17 protein-coding genes are annotated in these 16415 nt (G+C 71.5%); 10 read left to right on the top strand and 7 right to left on the bottom strand.

Annotated elements, in window-relative coordinates; all coding sequences use genetic code 11:
- Positions 1–131: 131 nt before the first annotated feature.
- A complete protein-coding gene (locus tag FLX08_RS15255; protein ID WP_142619504.1) occupies positions 132–530 on the top strand; it encodes a cold-shock protein in 399 nt (132 codons plus the stop codon).
- 185 nt (positions 531–715) lie between these two features.
- Here the strand turns inward: FLX08_RS15255 and FLX08_RS15265 are convergent, their stop codons facing one another.
- Positions 716–1954, bottom strand: a complete 1239-nt coding sequence (locus tag FLX08_RS15265; protein ID WP_244312655.1) for an MFS transporter — start codon at positions 1952–1954, stop codon at positions 716–718.
- 128 nt (positions 1955–2082) lie between these two features.
- On the opposite strand from FLX08_RS15265, the gene FLX08_RS15270 reads away from it, so the two are divergent.
- Entirely contained in the window at positions 2083–2880 is a 798-nt protein-coding gene (locus tag FLX08_RS15270; RefSeq protein ID WP_142619507.1) for a DUF3027 domain-containing protein, read from the top strand.
- 2 nt (positions 2881–2882) lie between these two features.
- Positions 2883–5840 carry a sacsin N-terminal ATP-binding-like domain-containing protein gene (locus tag FLX08_RS15275; protein ID WP_142619508.1) on the top strand — a complete coding sequence of 986 codons (2958 nt, stop codon included), beginning with the start codon at positions 2883–2885 and terminating at the stop codon, positions 5838–5840.
- 30 nt (positions 5841–5870) lie between these two features.
- On the opposite strand, the gene FLX08_RS15280 is transcribed toward FLX08_RS15275, so the two are convergent.
- Positions 5871–7076 carry an FAD-dependent monooxygenase gene (locus FLX08_RS15280; protein ID WP_142619509.1) on the bottom strand — a complete coding sequence of 402 codons (1206 nt, stop codon included), beginning with the start codon at positions 7074–7076 and terminating at the stop codon, positions 5871–5873.
- A gap of 155 nt (positions 7077–7231) precedes the next feature.
- Here FLX08_RS15280 and FLX08_RS15285 point away from each other — a divergent pair, with 155 nt between their 5' ends.
- On the top strand, positions 7232–8230 hold the full coding sequence (locus tag FLX08_RS15285; protein WP_142619510.1) for a TetR/AcrR family transcriptional regulator C-terminal domain-containing protein: 999 nt from the start codon (positions 7232–7234) through the stop codon (positions 8228–8230).
- A 13-nt stretch (positions 8231–8243) separates the two neighbouring features.
- Here the strand turns inward: FLX08_RS15285 and FLX08_RS15290 are convergent, their stop codons facing one another.
- Positions 8244–8504, bottom strand: coding sequence for a DUF2530 domain-containing protein (locus tag FLX08_RS15290; RefSeq protein ID WP_208761477.1), 261 nt, complete (start codon positions 8502–8504; stop codon positions 8244–8246).
- A gap of 136 nt (positions 8505–8640) precedes the next feature.
- Here FLX08_RS15290 and FLX08_RS15295 point away from each other — a divergent pair, with 136 nt between their 5' ends.
- A complete protein-coding gene (locus tag FLX08_RS15295) occupies positions 8641–10104 on the top strand; it encodes an NCS2 family permease (protein ID WP_244312656.1) in 1464 nt (487 codons plus the stop codon).
- A gap of 51 nt (positions 10105–10155) precedes the next feature.
- Here FLX08_RS15295 and FLX08_RS15300 read toward each other — a convergent pair whose 3' ends face one another.
- Both FLX08_RS15300 and FLX08_RS15305 read right to left on the bottom strand, forming a co-directional pair.
- Positions 10156–10626: a hypothetical protein gene (locus FLX08_RS15300; RefSeq protein WP_142619513.1), complete on the bottom strand. Its 471-nt coding sequence runs from the start codon at positions 10624–10626 to the stop codon at positions 10156–10158.
- A gap of 34 nt (positions 10627–10660) precedes the next feature.
- Entirely contained in the window at positions 10661–11224 is a 564-nt protein-coding gene (locus tag FLX08_RS15305) for a TetR/AcrR family transcriptional regulator (protein ID WP_142619514.1), read from the bottom strand.
- A gap of 96 nt (positions 11225–11320) precedes the next feature.
- Here FLX08_RS15305 and FLX08_RS15310 point away from each other — a divergent pair, with 96 nt between their 5' ends.
- From FLX08_RS15310 to thpR, 5 genes are all read left to right on the top strand, one after another.
- A complete protein-coding gene (locus FLX08_RS15310) occupies positions 11321–11803 on the top strand; it encodes a helix-turn-helix transcriptional regulator (protein WP_244312657.1) in 483 nt (160 codons plus the stop codon).
- A 10-nt stretch (positions 11804–11813) separates the two neighbouring features.
- Positions 11814–12239 (top strand): VOC family protein, encoded by a 426-nt coding sequence (locus tag FLX08_RS15315; RefSeq protein ID WP_142619515.1) that lies wholly within the window; start codon positions 11814–11816, stop codon positions 12237–12239.
- A 178-nt stretch (positions 12240–12417) separates the two neighbouring features.
- Complete coding sequence (locus FLX08_RS15320; protein WP_142619516.1) at positions 12418–12861, top strand: MarR family winged helix-turn-helix transcriptional regulator; 444 nt, start codon at positions 12418–12420, stop codon at positions 12859–12861.
- A 5-nt stretch (positions 12862–12866) separates the two neighbouring features.
- Positions 12867–14120 carry an MFS transporter gene (locus FLX08_RS15325; RefSeq protein WP_142619517.1) on the top strand — a complete coding sequence of 418 codons (1254 nt, stop codon included), beginning with the start codon at positions 12867–12869 and terminating at the stop codon, positions 14118–14120.
- A complete protein-coding gene (thpR, locus tag FLX08_RS15330; protein ID WP_142619518.1) occupies positions 14083–14652 on the top strand; it encodes an RNA 2',3'-cyclic phosphodiesterase in 570 nt (189 codons plus the stop codon). The genes FLX08_RS15325 and thpR overlap by 38 nt, the downstream gene beginning before the upstream one ends.
- 159 nt (positions 14653–14811) lie before the next feature.
- Here the strand turns inward: thpR and FLX08_RS15335 are convergent, their stop codons facing one another.
- A complete protein-coding gene (locus FLX08_RS15335; RefSeq protein ID WP_142619519.1) occupies positions 14812–15780 on the bottom strand; it encodes an aldo/keto reductase in 969 nt (322 codons plus the stop codon).
- 50 nt (positions 15781–15830) lie between these two features.
- On the bottom strand, positions 15831–16400 hold the full coding sequence (locus FLX08_RS15340; protein WP_244312658.1) for a PadR family transcriptional regulator: 570 nt from the start codon (positions 16398–16400) through the stop codon (positions 15831–15833).
- Positions 16401–16415: the final 15 nt, after the last annotated feature.

The raw sequence follows: 16415 nt of genomic DNA on the forward strand, positions 1-16415 counted from the left end.
ACTCGCCGGAAAGATCGACAAGAATCTCGTCACGGGACGCTTCATTGGCCTTCGAGTGGGTCCATGGGGCCGGTCTCTGGGCATAACCTACCTACAGTCACCTTCACGACAGTCTGAACGAGGTCACCCCTGTGCCGAGTGGCAAGGTCAAGTGGTACGACGCCGACAAGGGTTTCGGCTTCCTCACCCGCGACGACGGCGGTGAGGTCTTCGTGCATTCCTCCGCTCTGCCCAAGGGGGTCGAGGCGCTCAAGCCCGGGCAGAAGGTCGAGTTCGGTGTCGCCGAGAGCCGCCGCGGTCAGCAGGCGCTCTCGGTGCGGGTGATCGACCAGCCCCCGACGCTGGCCAAGACCGCCAAGGGCAAGGCGAAGCGGAAGAAGCCCGACGAGATGGTCGTGATCGTCGAGGATCTGATCAAGCTTCTCGACGACATCTCGAACTCCTATCAGCGGGGCAAGCACCCGGACGCGGCGCACGCCAAGAAGATCGCCACCGTGCTGCGCGCCGTCGCCGACGACCTCGACGCCTGACCGGCCCCCTCTCGGCCGCGTCCGTTCCCGCCGCCCGGCCAAGCTCCGGGCGGCCCCTGGGCGGCCCTGCGCGGCACCTGGGCGGACGCGGGCCGTGGCGGTGCGGGCGGGTGTGTAGGCGGACGTGGTGGCGCGGGCGGCCGATTCAAGGCGGCCGGTTCATGTGGCCGGTTCATGTGGCCGGTTCATGTGGCCGTGGCGGTGCGGGCGGCGAGCCTGCGGCGGCGGAGGATGACGAGGCGGCCGAAGGAGAGCGCGAGGGCGGCGGACATCACGCCGAGCCCGGCGGGACCGGCCACGAACAGCGACATCACCAGGCCCAGCAGGCCGCCGAGGACCCAGGCGATCTGGAGCAGCGTCTCGGCGACGCCGAACGCCGAGGAGCGCACCTCCTCGCCGATCTCGCGCTGCACGATGGCGTCGAACGCGAGCTTGCCGAGACCCTGGGCGAACGCGCCCACGAGGGCTACCACGGCGGCGGTCCACACGTCGAAGAAGAAGGCCGCGGCGACGGTGGCGACCGTGGCCAGCGCGAGCGTGGCCATGACGGTCAGATGCGGCGACCGGGAGCGCGACCAGGAGCCGGCGGCGGCCCCGGCCAGACCGCCCGCGCCCGCGGCGGCGGCCAGCAGCGCCAGCGCGGCCTTCGGATCCACGCCGCGCAGGTGGCCGTCCTGGACGAGGAACAGCAGGAAGAACACGAGGAAGCCCGACTGCACCCGGATCGCGGCGTTGGCCCCCATGGCCTCGCCCACCACCGGGCCCAGGTTGAGCACGGTGCGCCAGCGGGGGCGCGGCCCGGTCTCCTCCAGGTCGGGCGCGTCCACGTGCCGCGGCAGCCGTACGGCGAACGCCCCGGACAGCAGGAACAGCGGCACGGCGACGCGCAGCACCCAGTCGGCCCCGGCCGTGGCGGACAGGCCGGCGGCCACACCGGCGCCGGCGCCTGCCGACACCAGCGCGAACAACGCGACCCTGGCGTTGGCCGTCACCAACGGGATGTCGGCGGGCAGCACGCTCGGCATGACCGCCGCCCGTGACACGTTGTAGGCCTTCGACAGGACAAGCACGGCGAGCGCCGAAGGAAACAGCGTGACCGTGTCGGAGGCGTGGACGGCGCCGGCCATCCCCCAGCACAGCAGGCCCCGCGCGAGCAGGGTGCCGGCCATGATGTAGCGGCGGCCCGAGCGGAGCCGGTCGAGCACCGGCCCGACGAAGGGCGCCACCACCGCGAACGGCAGCATGGTGATCAGCAGATATGCCGCGACCTGGCCGCGGGCCTGGCCGACCGGCAGCCCGAACAGCAGCGCCCCGGCGAGGGCCACGGTGACCAGAGCGTCCCCGGCGGAATGGGCGGCCGTCACCTCGATGAGGCGGCCGAGACCGGTGCGGCCGGCCCCCTGGGCGTGCGTCAACCGGCGCATCGCCCGCGCCGGTGCCCTCACAACACGCGTAACTTTCGCCCAAATCTTCACCATAGGCACCGAGGGTCCTTCCATGTTTTGCCCATCGAGCCGGTGCGGTCCGCTCGCGGCGTGGGTGAAAATGGAGTGTGAGTCGTACCCGAATCCGTAGCACTCCAGTCGACCAGGCCTGTGCGGCGGCGGTCGACCTCGCCCGCCGGGCCGCCGAAGACATCGCGCGCCCCGGGGAGGTGGGAGAGCACCTGGGCTTCGACAACGAGGGCGACCGGATCGTCACCCATTACTTCGAGTGCCTCGACCGCGCCTACCGCGGCTGGCGCTGGGCGGTCACCGTCACCCGCGCCTCCCGCGCCCGTGTCGTGACCGTGAGCGAGACCGTGCTGCTGCCCGGCGCGGGCGCGCTGCTCGCTCCCCGCTGGGTGCCGTGGAACGAGCGCCTGCGCCCCGGCGACCTCGGCGTGGGCGACCTGCTGCCCGCCGAGGCCGACGACGACCGGCTCGTGCCCGGGTTCGCCTCCGCCGAAGAGGACATCGACAAGCAGATGATCTTCGAGCTGGGGCTTGGGCGCGCCCGCGTCCTGTCCGTGCTCGGCCGTGACCTCGCCGCGCGGCGCTGGCGCGCCGGTGAGGCGGGACCGCACACCCCGATCGCGCACGCCGCCCCCGCGCAATGCTCCACCTGCGGCTTCTACTGGCCGCTCGCCGGAGCGCTGGGCCTCGGCTTCGGCGTCTGCGCGAACGAGTACGCGCCGGACGACGGCCGCGTGGTGTCCGCCGACCACGGCTGCGGGGCGCACTCCGAGGCGACCACCGTGCCCTCGATGGTCATGGACCCGGCGCCGCCGATCCTGGACGACATGGGATATGACCTCATCGAGTCGGGCTCCGTGGACGAGGCCGGCTCCGAACCTCTGGGCCACGCCTGATCATGTTCGATACCGCGCGCCTGCGTGACACCGTTCTCGCGGCCTGGACGGCCTCGCCTGCCCGCTTCCGCGAGGACGCCAACGCCGAGGAGGACTTCGCCCTCGGCGGCTATCGCGACCGGCTGGTCGTGGAGCTCGCCCAGAACGCCGCCGACGCCGCGCTGCGGGCCGGCGTGCCGGGCCGCCTGCGGCTGACGCTCGCCGACGGCGTGCTGCGGGCCGCCAACGCCGGGGCGCCGCTCGACCAGACCGGCGTCGAGGGCCTGTGCACTCTGCGTGTCTCGGGCAAGAAGGACGAGGTGGGCGCGGCCGGCCGGTTCGGCGTCGGCTTCGCCGCCGTGGTGTCGGTCACCGACACGCCCTCGATCGCCTCCCGGCTGCCCTCGGGCGAGGTCCACGGCGTGCGCTGGTCCCGCGAGGAGACCGCCGCGCTGGTCGCCGCCCGGCCGGAGCTCGCGGCCGAGCTGGAGGGCCGCGAGGGGCACGTCCCGCTGCTGCGGCTGCCGTTCTCCGACGACTCGCTTGAGGTCCCCGAGGGATTCGACACGCTCGTACGGCTCCCGCTGCGCGACGAGGCCGCCGAGCAAGCCGTACGGCGGATGCTCGAGGAGGCGGGGCCCGCGCTGCCGCTGTCGATGCCGGCGCTGGAGACCGTCGAGATCGAGGTGGACGGGCAGGTCCGCACGATCTCGGCCGAGGGCTGGCACGTGGTCGCCGAGTCGGGCACGTTCACGCCGGAGCAGGTGGCCGAGCTGTTCGCCGACCGGCCGACCGAGGAGCGGGCCCGGCCCTACTGGGAGGTCCGCTGGGCCGTCCCCGGCGACCGCCGTGCCGATGTCCGCGGGCTTGTGCACAGGGTCGTGCATGCTCCGACGCCGAGCGACGAGCCGCTCGACCTGCCCGCGCTGCTGATCGCGTCGTTCCCGATGACCACCGACCGGCGGCACGTCGCCCCCGGGCCGCTCACCGACTTCCTGGTCGCGAGGGCCGCCGATGCGTACGTACGGCTGCTGGGGGAGCTTCCGGCGACCCCGGACCTCCTCGGCCTCGTGCCCGGCCTGATGGGCAAGGGCGCGCTCGACGCGGCGATCAGGCGGGAGATCGTCAGGGCGCTGCCGGACACGCCGCTGCTGCCGACCCTCTCCGAGGGCGTGGTGCCGGGCAACCAGGCACGGGCGGTCGAGGGACCGGCCGAGTTCCTGGAGAAGATCGCCGGCATCGTGCCGGGGCTGCTGCCGGCGGGCTGGTCCTCCCGGCACCCGGCTCTGACCACGCTCGGCGTGCGCCGGGTCGAGCTGGCCGACGTCGTCGACATGCTGTCGGGCGAGGCCGTGGAGGACAAGGACCCGGCGTGGTGGCGGTCGCTCTACGAGGTGCTGCCCGCCGACGACCCGGAGGCGATCGGCGCGATCGCCGTGCCGCTGGCCGACGGCCGCCTGGTGCGCGGCCCGCGCGGCACGCTCGTGCTGTCACAGGAGTCGGGCACTTTCGACCCCGCCCTGCTCGCGCCGCTGGGGCTGCGGATCGTCCACCCGGACGCCGCGCACCCGCTGCTGCTGCGGCTGGGCGCGGCCGAGGCGACCCCGCGTACGGTCCTGGAGGACCCGCTCACCCACGCGGCCGTGGCCGAGTCGCTGAACAGCGCCGACCCCGAGCCGGTGGCCCAGGCCGTGCTGGCCCTGGTCGACGCGGCGGGCCTGACCGCGGGGGAGGCCCCCTGGCTGGCCGAGCTGGCGCTGCGCGGCGCCGACGGCGAGCTCTACGCGGCGGGCGAGCTGCTGCTGGCCGAGGGCTCGCTGGCCGGGCTGATCGACCCCGAGGTGCCGTTCGGCGTCGCCGCCCCCGACCTGGTGGAGAAGTTCGGCCCGCACGTGCTGGCGGCGGCCGGGGTGCTCGACGGCTTCGCCGTGGTCAACGACTCCGACGTGCTGCTCGACTCCGCCGAGTGCGACCACGACCTCGATCTCGAAGACGAGTGGCTGGAGGCCGTGCTCGACCTGCTGCCGGATCTCGACGTGCCGCCGGTGGTCCGGGAGTTCACCGCCGTACGCGACCTGGAATACGTCGCCGACTGGCAGAACGCCCTCGCACTGCTGTCGCGGCCCCCGCTGCGTGCCGCCCTGCGGCCCATGCGGGTGCTCGCCGCGGGGGAGACCGTCGAGGTGCCGTCCTACACGGCCTGGTGGCTGTCGCGGCACGAGGTGCTCGCCGGGCGCAGGCCGACGGAGCTGCGGCTCCCGACGGGCGACCCCCTGCTGTTCGGCCTGTACGGCGAGGCGCCGGCGGGGATCGACGACGACGCGCTGAAGATGATCGGCGTCCGGTCCACGCTCGCCGACCTGCTCGACTCGCACGGCGGCCCGGAAGAGCTGCTCGACCTGCTGGCCGACTCGTCCCTTGAGGTCGACCGGGCCCAGCTGCGGTCCCTGTGGATCGCGCTGGCGGCCGTCGATCCCGCCCGGGTGAGCCCGCCCGAGGCCGTACGGGCCGTGCTGAAGGGCACGGTCACGGTCGCGGACGTCGAGGACGGCCCGGTCGTGGTGGAGGCGCCCGACCTGCTCCCCCTGGTGGAGGACCGGCCGCTCGTGCTCGCGCCGTTCGATCTGGCCGAGGCGCTGTCGGAGGTGCTCGACCTGCCGCTCGCCGGTGAGGTGGTCACCGGCGCGGTCACCTCGGCCGGAACCGAGAAGCCCGTGCCGCCCGAGGTGCGGTCGCTGCTGCCCGGCGCCCCCGCCACGTACGTCGAGCACGACGAGCTGCTCGTGGACGGCAGGCCGGCGCCGTGGCGGTTCTTCGAGGGCGCGGTGCACGCGACCGGCGTGGACGGCCTGGCCAGGGGTCTCGCCTGGGCGGCCGGTCAGTGGGGCGACCGCCTCGCGGTGGCGGCGCTCCTGCGCGACCCCGCCCGGGTCCCCCTGCTGCTCGCCGAGGCCGACCTCGACCCCACGGCCTCGCTGTAGCCCACTGCCCGCCGGGGGCGTTGTGGGGTCTCAGCGCAGGGCCGGCAGGTCGTAGTCGGGCAGGTCGATGCTCGACGCCTTGGCGAACTGCGCCGCGATCAGGTTCCGCATCGGCCGGCGTGTCATGGCGCGCATGGAGGCGGTCCGCATCCGGATCGCGAGCGCGGAGCGCGGGGCGAAGCCGTTGACGCCGCCGGGCGGCAGTTTCTGCGCATCGTCGACGTAGGGGCGCATGATCCGGTCGTAGTTGCGCAGCGCGACGCGGTGGTCGCCGGTGGTGGCGAGCTCGCCGGCCAGGACGTACCCACCGACCAGGGCGAGGCTGGTGCCCAGGCCGGTCAGCGGCGTCGGGCAGTAACCGGCGTCGCCGAGGAGCACCACGCGGCCGCGCGACCACCGGTCGAGACGCACCTGCCCCACCGATTCGAAGAAGAAGTCGGACGCGTCGGCCATCGCCGCGAGCAGCCGTGGCGTCTCCCACCCGGCGTCCGAGAAACGGCCGGCGACGATCGCCTTCTGCGCCGCCACGTCCCCACGGTCGTAGGCGATCGGGGCCGAGCGGAAGGCGAAGCTTGCCTTGATCTCGCCGGGCAGCCGTCCGGGGCGCGCCGAGGCGACGAGGCCGCCCGGGGCGTTGTACATCTGAAACCAGCCGTCGAGGTCCAGCTCGTCGCGGGCCGTGAACCACGAGTTGTAGAGACCGAGCGGACGGATGTGGCGTGCGTGCGGGCCGAAGGCCAGCGCGCGTACGGTCGAATGCAGCCCGTCGGCGCCGACGACCAGCGAGAACCGGCGCGGTGCGGACTTCTCGAAGGTGACGTTCACCCCGTCGTCGTCCTGCTCCAGCCCCGTGACGGTGTCGTCGAAGACATACTCGGTGTGCGGGAGCGACGCGTCGTAGAAGAGGCGGGCGAGGTCGCCCCGCAGGATCTCGATCTCGGAGACGATCCCCTCGCCGCCGAAGCTGTCGGCAGGGAGGCGGGCCGTGACACGGCCTTTCCTGTCGACCAGGGCGAAGCCGCGCTGCTCGATGGAGATCGCCCGCGCCCGGTCCAGCAGGCCCATCCGGGTGACCACCGTACGGCCCGCGCCGCGCAGGTCCACGGTCTGGCCACCCGGGCGCGGAGCGGGCGCGCGCTCGACGAGGGTGACGGCGAAGCCGGCCCTGCCCAGCCAGTAGGCCAGCGCGGGTCCGGCGATTCCACCACCGGATATGAGGATGTCCTTGTTCGGCATAGTGCGCACTGTACGGCGTACGCAAACGTCGAACAAGTCTGTTTACTGGGAAAACTTCGGTGCAGCACTAGTGCGGTTACGCGGCCGGAGCGGTGGGGGTGCGCCGTCGCCGCAGCGTGCGCGGCTACAGTGGGTGCACTAGTGCGGGAGGTGTGGTGTCCGGTCCGGGAGCGGGGCGATACCAGGAGATCGCCGCCGAGATACGCGGGCGGATCGAGGCGGGCGAGCTCCGGCCGGGCGATCGCGTGCCGTCGACCCGGGAGATCGTCCGGGAGTGGGGCGTCGCCATGGCGACCGCGACGAAGGTCCTCACCGAGCTGCGCCGCGAGGGGCTCGTCCACGCCGTGCCGGGCGTGGGCACGGTCGTCGGCACGGTCGCCGGCACAGGCGGTCGTGCGGTGCCGCCGTCCGCGGACGGCCGTGGCGAGGCGGCCTCGGAGGCGGCTTCGGCGGGGGCCTCCGTCCGTGCCAGGAGGCGGACCGTCCCGGACGGAGCGCTGACGCCGGATAGCATCACCGCGACGGCCGTCGCGGTCGCCGACGCCGAAGGGCTGGAGGCGGTCTCGATGCGCCGCGTGGCGGCCGAGCTCGGAGTGGCGACGATGTCCCTGTATCGGCACGTCGCGGACAAGGACACCATGCTGCTCCAGATGATGGAGGCGGTCTTCGGACGGATGCGGTTTCCCGAGCAGCCGCCCCCGCACTGGCGGAGCAGGATCGAGCTGGCCGCCCGGATGCTGTGGGCGACGTTCCGGCGGCATCCGTGGCTCGCACCGGCCATGTCGGTGACACGACCGCAGCTCATCCCCAGTGCGCTGCCGTTCATGAGATGGGTGCTCGGCGCTCTCGACGGTCGCGGCCTCGACGCCGAGACGACGTTCACCGCCTACATCACCGTGTTCAACCACATCCGGGGCACCGCGATCAACCTGGAGTTCGAGGCGGAGGCCGAGGCGCTCACCGGGCTGGACGCCGACGCCTGGATGGACGCCCGCAAACCGGCGTTCGAGGCGATCACGGCGGGGGGCGGGCTGCCGCTGTTCGAGCGGCTCCACGCGGCCGGCGGATACGACTTCGACATGGACGCCCTGTTCGAGTTCGGCCTGCAGCGACTTCTCGACGGCATCGCGGCGCTCCTCGCCGGAGCGCGCTGAGCGGGAGCCGCGGTCAGCGGTGACGGGGCTCCGAGTCGCCGGCTTCGGCGGCGGGGACGGGCTCGCGCAGCCGGGCGTCGCGGCGGCGGATGTAGAGGACCCCGAACACGCCGAGGCCGATCCCGGCGACGCAGATCCAGACCGGCCGCGGGTCGGCCGGCCTGACCACCAGCAGCACGACGACCAGGGCGATCGCCCACAGGGCCGTCCCGACCAGGATCGTGAGGGTGTCCCTCGTCCTGAGGGGTTTGGGGTCCGGCCGGCGCTCGCTCACGCCAGCCAGCTTAGAAGGTCATGGCAGCAGGCCGGTATCTTCATGACAAACCCGTCACGAAAGGACAACGCTGCCCCCCTGGCTCTTTCCGCGGATGGTAAGGGCCTGCGACTCTGCGCGCGTGAATGCGAACCCCATGAACACGTCTGGTTTTCTCGATCGATACTTCTCCATCTCAGCCCGTGGTTCGTCCGTCGGACAGGAGGTCCGCGGCGGCTTCGCCACCTTCTTCACGATGGCCTACATCGTGGTGCTCAACCCGCTCATCATCGGCACCGTCGCCGACAAGACGGGCGAGTTCCTCGGCGACGGGAAGAACCCCAACATCGCCCTGGTCGCCGCGGCCACGGCGTTCGTCGCGGGCATCCTCACGATCATCATGGGCGTCTTCGGCCGGGTGCCGTTCGCCCTGGCCACCGGCCTCGGACTGAACGCCTTCCTCGCCTTCGGCATCGCCAGCCAGATGTCGTGGGAGGACGCGATGGGCCTGGTGGTGCTGGAGGGCATCGTCATCGCGATCCTCGTGGTGACGGGCTTCCGGGTGGCGGTGTTCCACGCGATCCCCGCCCAGCTCAAGACCGCGATCAGCGTCGGCATCGGCCTGTTCATCGCGCTGATCGGGTTCGTCGACGCCGGGTTCGTCCGGCGCATGCCGGACGCGAGCGGCACCACGGTCCCGGTGAAGCTCGGCGCGCTGGGCAACGGCTCGCTGACCGGGTGGCCCACGCTCGTCTTCGTGGTCGGCCTGCTCGTGACGGCCTTCCTCGTCGCCCGCAGGGTCAAGGGCGCCATCCTGCTCGGCATCGTCGGCACCACCGTGCTCGCCATGGTCGTCGAGGCGATCGGCAAGATCGGGCCGCAGACCCCCGACGGCAGCAACCCCAACGGGTGGTCCCTCAACGTGCCGGCGGTGCCCGACACGTGGATCGAACTGCCCGACCTGTCGCTGCTCGGCCAGTTCAGCCTGTTCGGCAGCTTCGCCAAGATCGGCGGCCTGGCGGCCGTGATGTTCGTCTTCACCCTCATGCTCGCCGACTTCTTCGACACGATGGGCACGATCGTCGGCGTGGGCCGCCAGGCGAACCTCGTGCAGGAGGACGGGACCGTCGAGCGCACCAAGGAGATCCTCCTCGTCGACTCCCTCGCGGCGGCGGCCGGCGGCGCGGCCGGCGTGTCGTCCAACACCACCTACATCGAGTCGGCGGCCGGCGTCGGCGAGGGCGCGCGCACCGGTCTGGCGAGCATCGTCACCGGCCTGCTGTTCCTGCTGGCCATGTTCTTCGCCCCGCTGACGGAGATCGTGCCGTTCGAGGCGGCGACCCCGGCTCTCGTGGTCGTCGGCTTCCTGATGATGACCCAGGTCAAGGAGATCGACTTCAGCGACTTCGAGACCGCGATCCCCGCGTTCCTGACCATCGTGCTCATGCCGTTCACCTACTCGATCACCGCCGGGATCGGCGCGGGCTTCGTGAGCTACATCGCCATCAAGGCGTTCCGCGGCAAGGCGCGCGAGCTCCACCCGCTGATGTGGCTCGTGGGCGCGCTGTTCGTCGTGTATTTCGCGCTGGAGCCCATCAAGAGCCTGCTCGGCCTGGGCTGATCCGCGTGCGCAGGGAGGCCGCCGTGGCGACGCCGCGGCGGCCGACGCATGTCACAGGGTCATCGCGGCGGTGAGCACACCGGCGGTGGCGACGAGCATGAGCGTGTGCAGGATCATGTGCTCGAGGTTGGGCCGCGGCGCGTCACCCCGCCGGGGGAGCACAGTTATGGTCTTGGCGTAGGTTCTCGCGTGCAGCGCGGCCCAGGTCTCGCCCGTGCCCGCCGTCGCCCACGGCACGGTCAGCCCGGTCAGGTACGGCAGCCACCACAGGGCCAGGCCGCCCAGGAGCGCGAGCAGTTCGACGGCCGCCCCGGCGTAGGCGAGGACGGGCAGGCCGGCCGCGGACGCCCAGACGAGCAGCAGGGCGGGGAGGGCCAGGATCGGCCCGTTCACGGCCACCTCGGTCAGCTTCTCCGACCGTTTCGCCTCCCGCACGTTGTTGAACGGGAAGAAGTCGGCGAGCGTGGTGACGACGAAGTAGGCGTCGGCGGCGACGACCAGGAGCAGCGCGGTGAGCAACACGGCCGGAAGTCCTTCCTGAGCGCGAATCGGGGGGTCACGCGCCGTGCCGCGCCTGGATGCCGTCCAGGAACGTCGAGACGGCGATGTCGAACCAGGCGTCGTAATAGGCGGCGGGCGCCGCCGGCGGCTCCGGCGTCTCGCCGAACTCGGCCAGCGCGAGACCGGTCACCAGGACATACAGCGACTGCACCAGATGCAGCGCCTCGTCGTCGGTGAGGCGCAGCCTTTCGTGCATGGCCGACAGGACGAGGGGGACGGCCTTCTCGAACACCTCGGGCGAGGCGTTCCGCACGGCGACGACGGCGGCCGCGCCGGGGTGGGCCCGCAGGGCCCCGCGCAGGTCGCGCGCCATGCCGTGCAGCAGTTCCCGCCAGGGCAGGCCGGGGGTGAACGCATCGATCACCTGACGCGCGACGCGGTCCGCGACCAGCTGGAGCAGGGCCGCCTTGTTGGGCACGTGGTAGTAGAGCGACGCCGCCTTCACCTCCAGGTGCGCGGCCAGCGTGCGCATCGTGAGCGCGGCGAAGCCGTCCCGGTCGAGGACGTCGAAGGCGGCGCGGACGATCCGCTCGGTGTCGATGCGTGGGGCCGGGCTCATACGGTGCCTTTCTAACAGCGTTAGAACGAATCTAACGATGTTAGAAAGCGATGGCAAGTGCGGAAATCTGTCGGTGGGGCCGATTAGGGTCGTGACGTGGCCGTGAGGGGACAGCGGGCGGTGCCGGCGGAGTTGCTGCCGCGACTGCGCCTGGCCAGAGACCGCATGGACCGCGACTACCGGAGCGAGCTCGATCTCGATCGGCTCGCGGCCGTCGCCGGGGTCTCCAAGTTCTACTTCGTCCGCTGCTTCGAGGCGGCGTACGGCGAGACGCCGATGCGCTACCTCACCAGGCGGCGGCTGGAGCGCGCCCAGGACCTGCTGCGTTTCGCCAACCTGACCGTGACCGAGGTCTGCATGTCCGTCGGGTTCAGCAGCCTGGGCTCGTTCTCGGCCAAGTTCCGCCGGATGGTGGGGGAGAGCCCGAGCGAATACCGCGACCGGTGGGCGGCGCGCGGCGGCCCCCGCGTCCCCGGCTGCTTCCTGTTCATGAACGGCGTGCTCGACCTGCGCGGTGCGCCGAAGCGCGACGACGATTGTGCAATTTCGGAGAAGTCCAGGTCAGAGGGCGCGCAGTAGCGTCTTCCGCATGATTCGGAACGTCTCCTTGATCACGCTTTACTGTCAGGACCAGGACGAGGCCCGCGACTTCTACGTGGACGTCCTCGGCTTCGTCTCCAACACCGACATCCAGATGGACGGGTTCCGCTGGGTCACCATCAACCACCCGGACCACCCGGAGCTGGAGATCACGCTGATGAAGCCGGGGCCGCCGCTCGACGACGAGGGCGCCGACTTCTATCGCAGGCAGCTCGACAAGGGCCAGGCCGGCGGCCTGGGGCTGCGCGTGGACGACTGCCGCAAGACCTGCCAGGAGCTCACGGCCAAGGGCGTGACGATCCTCCAGGAGCCCTCTGACCGGCCGTACGGGGTGGAGGCGGTCATCCGCGACAACCAGGGCAACTGGCTCGTCCTGGTCGAGCCGAGGGAGTTCGCGCCGGAGGACTTCGCCTGACGCGAGGCGCACAAAGGCCCGGCCCCCATGCGGGGGCCGGGCCTTGATCGTTCGCGGCCCGGATCGCGCCGGTACGGTGTGTCGCGATCGGCGTGCAGGGTCACACAATTTGCCTGCATAGTCGGACGATTTGGAGGAATGCGGACATGCGTCATATAGTTAGCAAAGGTAATGAGTCATGCTAACGAACGCCCAGAACTTGCGCAGCGACGCCGCTCTCGCGTCCGCCCTGCGCGTGTCCCTCGCCCGGCTGACGCGACGGATGCGCAAGCAGGCCGCGCACCATTCACTGACGCCTACACAGCTCGCGACGCTTGTCGCCGTCGAGCGCCACACCTCAATGACCCCCGGCGAGCTCGCGGAGCACGAGAAGGTGCAGCCGCCCTCGATAACCCGCGTGATCGCGAAGCTGGAGGCCAGGGGTCTGCTGGAGCGCAAACCACATCCGACCGATCGCCGGCAGGTGACGGTGAGCGTGACGCCGCAGGGAGCGGCGCTGCTGAAGGAGGAGCGCCGCACCAAGGAAGCCTGGCTGGCGCAGCGGCTCAAGGACCTGACTCCGGAGGAGAGGGCGACGCTGCGAGCGGCGGCGCCGATTCTGGAGAAGCTGTCCACGATGTAGGCGGCATGTTCCGCTCGCTGCGGACCTACAACTACCGCCTGTTCGCCTCCGGCGGCGTGATCTCCAACGTCGGCACCTGGATGCAGCGCACCGCCCAGGACTGGCTCGTCCTCGACCTCGCGCACGGCCGCGGCTCGGCGCTCGGCGTCACCGTGGCGCTGCAGTTCCTGCCGACGATGCTGTTCGGCATGTTCGGCGGGGTGATCGCGGACCGCTACCCCAAGCGCCGGATCCTCATCGTGGCCCAGACCCTCATGGGCCTGCTGGCGCTCACCATGGGCGTGCTGGTCATCACGGGGACCGCCCAGGTCTGGCACGTGTACGCCATGGCGTTCACGCTCGGCCTGGTGTCCTGTGTCGAGGTGCCCACACGGCAGTCGTTCGTGGTCGAGATGGTGGGCCGGCGCGACCTGCCGAACGCCATCGCGCTGAACAGCTCGACCTTCAACCTCGCCCGGGTCGTCGGCCCGGCGGTGGCCGGTCTGCTGATCTCCTGGATGGGCACCGGCCCGATCTTCGTGCTGAACGCCGTGTCATTCGCCGCCGTCATCTCGGGGCTCGCGCTCATGCGGACGTCCGAGCTGCGCTCGCCGGAGCCCGTGCCGCGCGGCAAGGGCCAGTTGCGCGAGGGCCTGCGCTACGTCGGCGGCCGCCCCGACCTGCTGCTGCCGCTGCTGCTCGTGGCGTTCATGGCGATCTTCGCGCAGAGCTTCTCGACCAGCATCGCGCTGATGGCCAAGCAGGCGTTCGGCGCGGGCGCGTCCTCGTTCGGCGTGGCGTCCAGCGCGTTCGCCGTCGGGGCGTTCGGCGGGGCGCTGCTGGCCGCGCGCCGGGTCAAGCCGAGCCGCAGGTTCCTGATCGCCGGGGCGCTGTGCTTCGGGCTGTTCCAGGTCGTCGCCGGGCTCGCCCCCGTGTACGCGGCGTTCCTGCTGATGCTCGTGCCCGCGGGCATGGCGATGATCACGGTCAACACGACCGCGAACACGATGGTGCAGCTCGGCGCCTCCCCCGAGATGCGCGGCCGGGTCATGGGAATCTACGTGCTGGTCTTCACCGGGGGAGCGCCGATCGGGGCGCCGCTGGTGGGCTGGCTCTCCGAACTGGCCGGTCCCCGGGCCTCGGTCGTGGCCGCCGGTGTGCTGAGCATGTGCGGCGTCTGCCTGGCGGTGCTGGTGACCCGGATGGTCGCGGCCCGCGCGGCGCGCAGGGAAGAATCGGCACGTGAGCAGATTGTTCGTGGCGCTGCTGCCGCCGCCTGAGGCGCTGGCGGAGATCTCCACGGCGGTCGAGACCGTACGCGCCGAGTGGCCGGAGCTGCGCTGGGTCGATCCCGCGCTGTGGCACGTGACCGTGGCCTTCCTCGGCGAGGTGCCCGACGACGTGCTGCCCGAGCTGAGCGTGCGGCTGGCCCGCGCGGCCGCCCGCTATTCCCCCGAGACGGTGTCGTTCGGCGGCGCCGGAGCCTTCCCCTCCGCCTCAAGGGGACGCATTTTCTGGGTCGGCCTGGAGGCCGGGCCGGCGTTGACGAGGCTCGCCGGGTCGGTCGCGGCCGGCGCCCGGCGGGCCGGGGCGGCGGAGACGGACCGCAAGCGGTTCCATCCCCACCTCACCCTGGCCCGCTCACGGACCCGGTCACGCCACGGCGACGACCTGCGCCCCCTGGTCGGCGCCCTGGGCGCCTTCGGCGGGCGGCGCTGGGAGGTGTCGTCGGTGCACCTCGTACGCAGCCACACCGGGGCGAGCGTGCGGTATGAGCAGGTCGAGGCGTACCCATTGGCCGTCCGCGACTAGGCTCCATGGCGTGGATCGTCCTCGTCGCTGGTTGCTGCCCACGGTGCTCGCGCTGCTCGTGTTCATCGTGATCATCGGCGCGCTGCTCAACAGCGCCTGATCTACCAGCGCCTGATCACCGGGGCCCGATCACCGGGGCCCGATCGACCAGCGCCTGATCTACCAGGCGTACTCCTCCGGAGCGGTCTTGAAGCCGGGGAAGATCTCGTCGAGCCGGGCGAGCGCCTTGTCGTCCAGCTCGATCTCCAGCGCCCGGATCGTGCCGTCGAGCTGCTCGACCGTACGGGGCCCGATGATCGGCGCGGTGACCGCCCGCTGGTGCAGCAGCCACGCCAGCCCGACGTTGGCCGGGTCCTCGCCGAGATCGTCGCAGAACGCCTCGTACTGCTCGATCTTGTCGCGGTGCTTGTCGAGCTGGGCCGCGATCTGGTCGGATGCCGAGCGACCCTTGTCGATCTTCCGCAGGATGCCGCCGAGCAGGCCGCCCGCGAGCGGGCTCCACGGGATCAGGCCGAGGCCGTAGTCCTCGCAGGCCGGGATGACCTCAAGCTCGGGCGCGCGGACGAGCAGGTTGTAGTGGGACTGCTCGCTGACCAGGCCGAGGGTGTTGCGGCGGCGGGCCGACTCCTGGGCCTTGGCGATGTGCCAGCCCGCGAAGTTCGACGAGCCGACGTACAGGATCTTGCCCTGCTGCTTGAGGATGTCCATGGCCTCCCAGAACTCCTCGAACGGGGTGTCCCGGTCGATGTGGTGGGCCTGGTAGACGTCGATGTAGTCGGTCTGCATCCGGCGCAGCGAGGCCTCCGCCGCCCGCCGGATGTTCAGCGCGGACAGCTTCTCCTCGTTCGGCCAGTCGCCCATGGAGCCGTAGAGCTTGGTGGCGATGACCGTACGCTCACGACGGCCGCCGCCCTTGGCGAACCAGCGGCCGATGATGTTCTCGGTGATCCCCTCGCCCTTCTTCCAGCCATAGACGTTGGCCGTGTCGAAGAAGTTGATCCCGAGCTCGTGGGCGCGATCCATGATCGCGAAGGAGTCCTCCTCCGTGGTCTGCGGACCGAAGTTCATCGTTCCCAGGCAGAGCTTGCTGACCAGCAGGCCGGTGCGGCCGAGGTGTCCGTATTCCATGGCCTCCACCCTAGGTGCCTGGAGTGGACTCCAGGCGAGCCCGGCACGCCTCAGATCGTGAAGTCCCAGGTGAGACGGCCCTCGCTCAGGTCGCCGGCGAGGCCGCGTACGAACTCCAGCTCCGTGGCCACCTGGGCCCGCTGATATTCGGACTCCACGAGGAAGAGACGGGGCACGGAGGTCAGACTGTCGGCCATCTCGGTGTCGAGCGCGGACAGCCGGGCCTCCAGCGCCGCGATCCGCTGCCGCAGCGCCGCCAGCGCCTCCTCCGGCGTCAGCACGGGCAGGAAGGCGAGCGCGGCGGGAAACTCGGGGAACTCCCTGGCCGGGGTGGACAGCATGGTCCGCATCCACTGCTTGAGCGTCTCGCGGCCCGTCTCGGTGGCCTCGTAGACCGTCCGCTCCGGCCGGTTCTCCTCGCGCGTGGTCTCCCGGATCGCCAGCAGCCCGTCGCGGAGCAGGCGCTCGATCGTCTGGTAGACGCTGTTGCGCTGCGCGACGTTGACCACGTCGTCCTGGTGCCGTTCCTTGATCAGCTGCTGCATCCGGTATGCGTGCATCGGCGACTCGCAGACCAGGGCGAGCACGGCCGTGGCCAGAGGGGAGCGCCGTGTCGACATGGCGCCCATCATAGG

It is taken from the genome of Microbispora hainanensis, assembly GCF_006874475.1.
GTDB classification, from domain to species: Bacteria; Actinomycetota; Actinomycetes; order Streptosporangiales; family Streptosporangiaceae; genus Microbispora; species Microbispora hainanensis.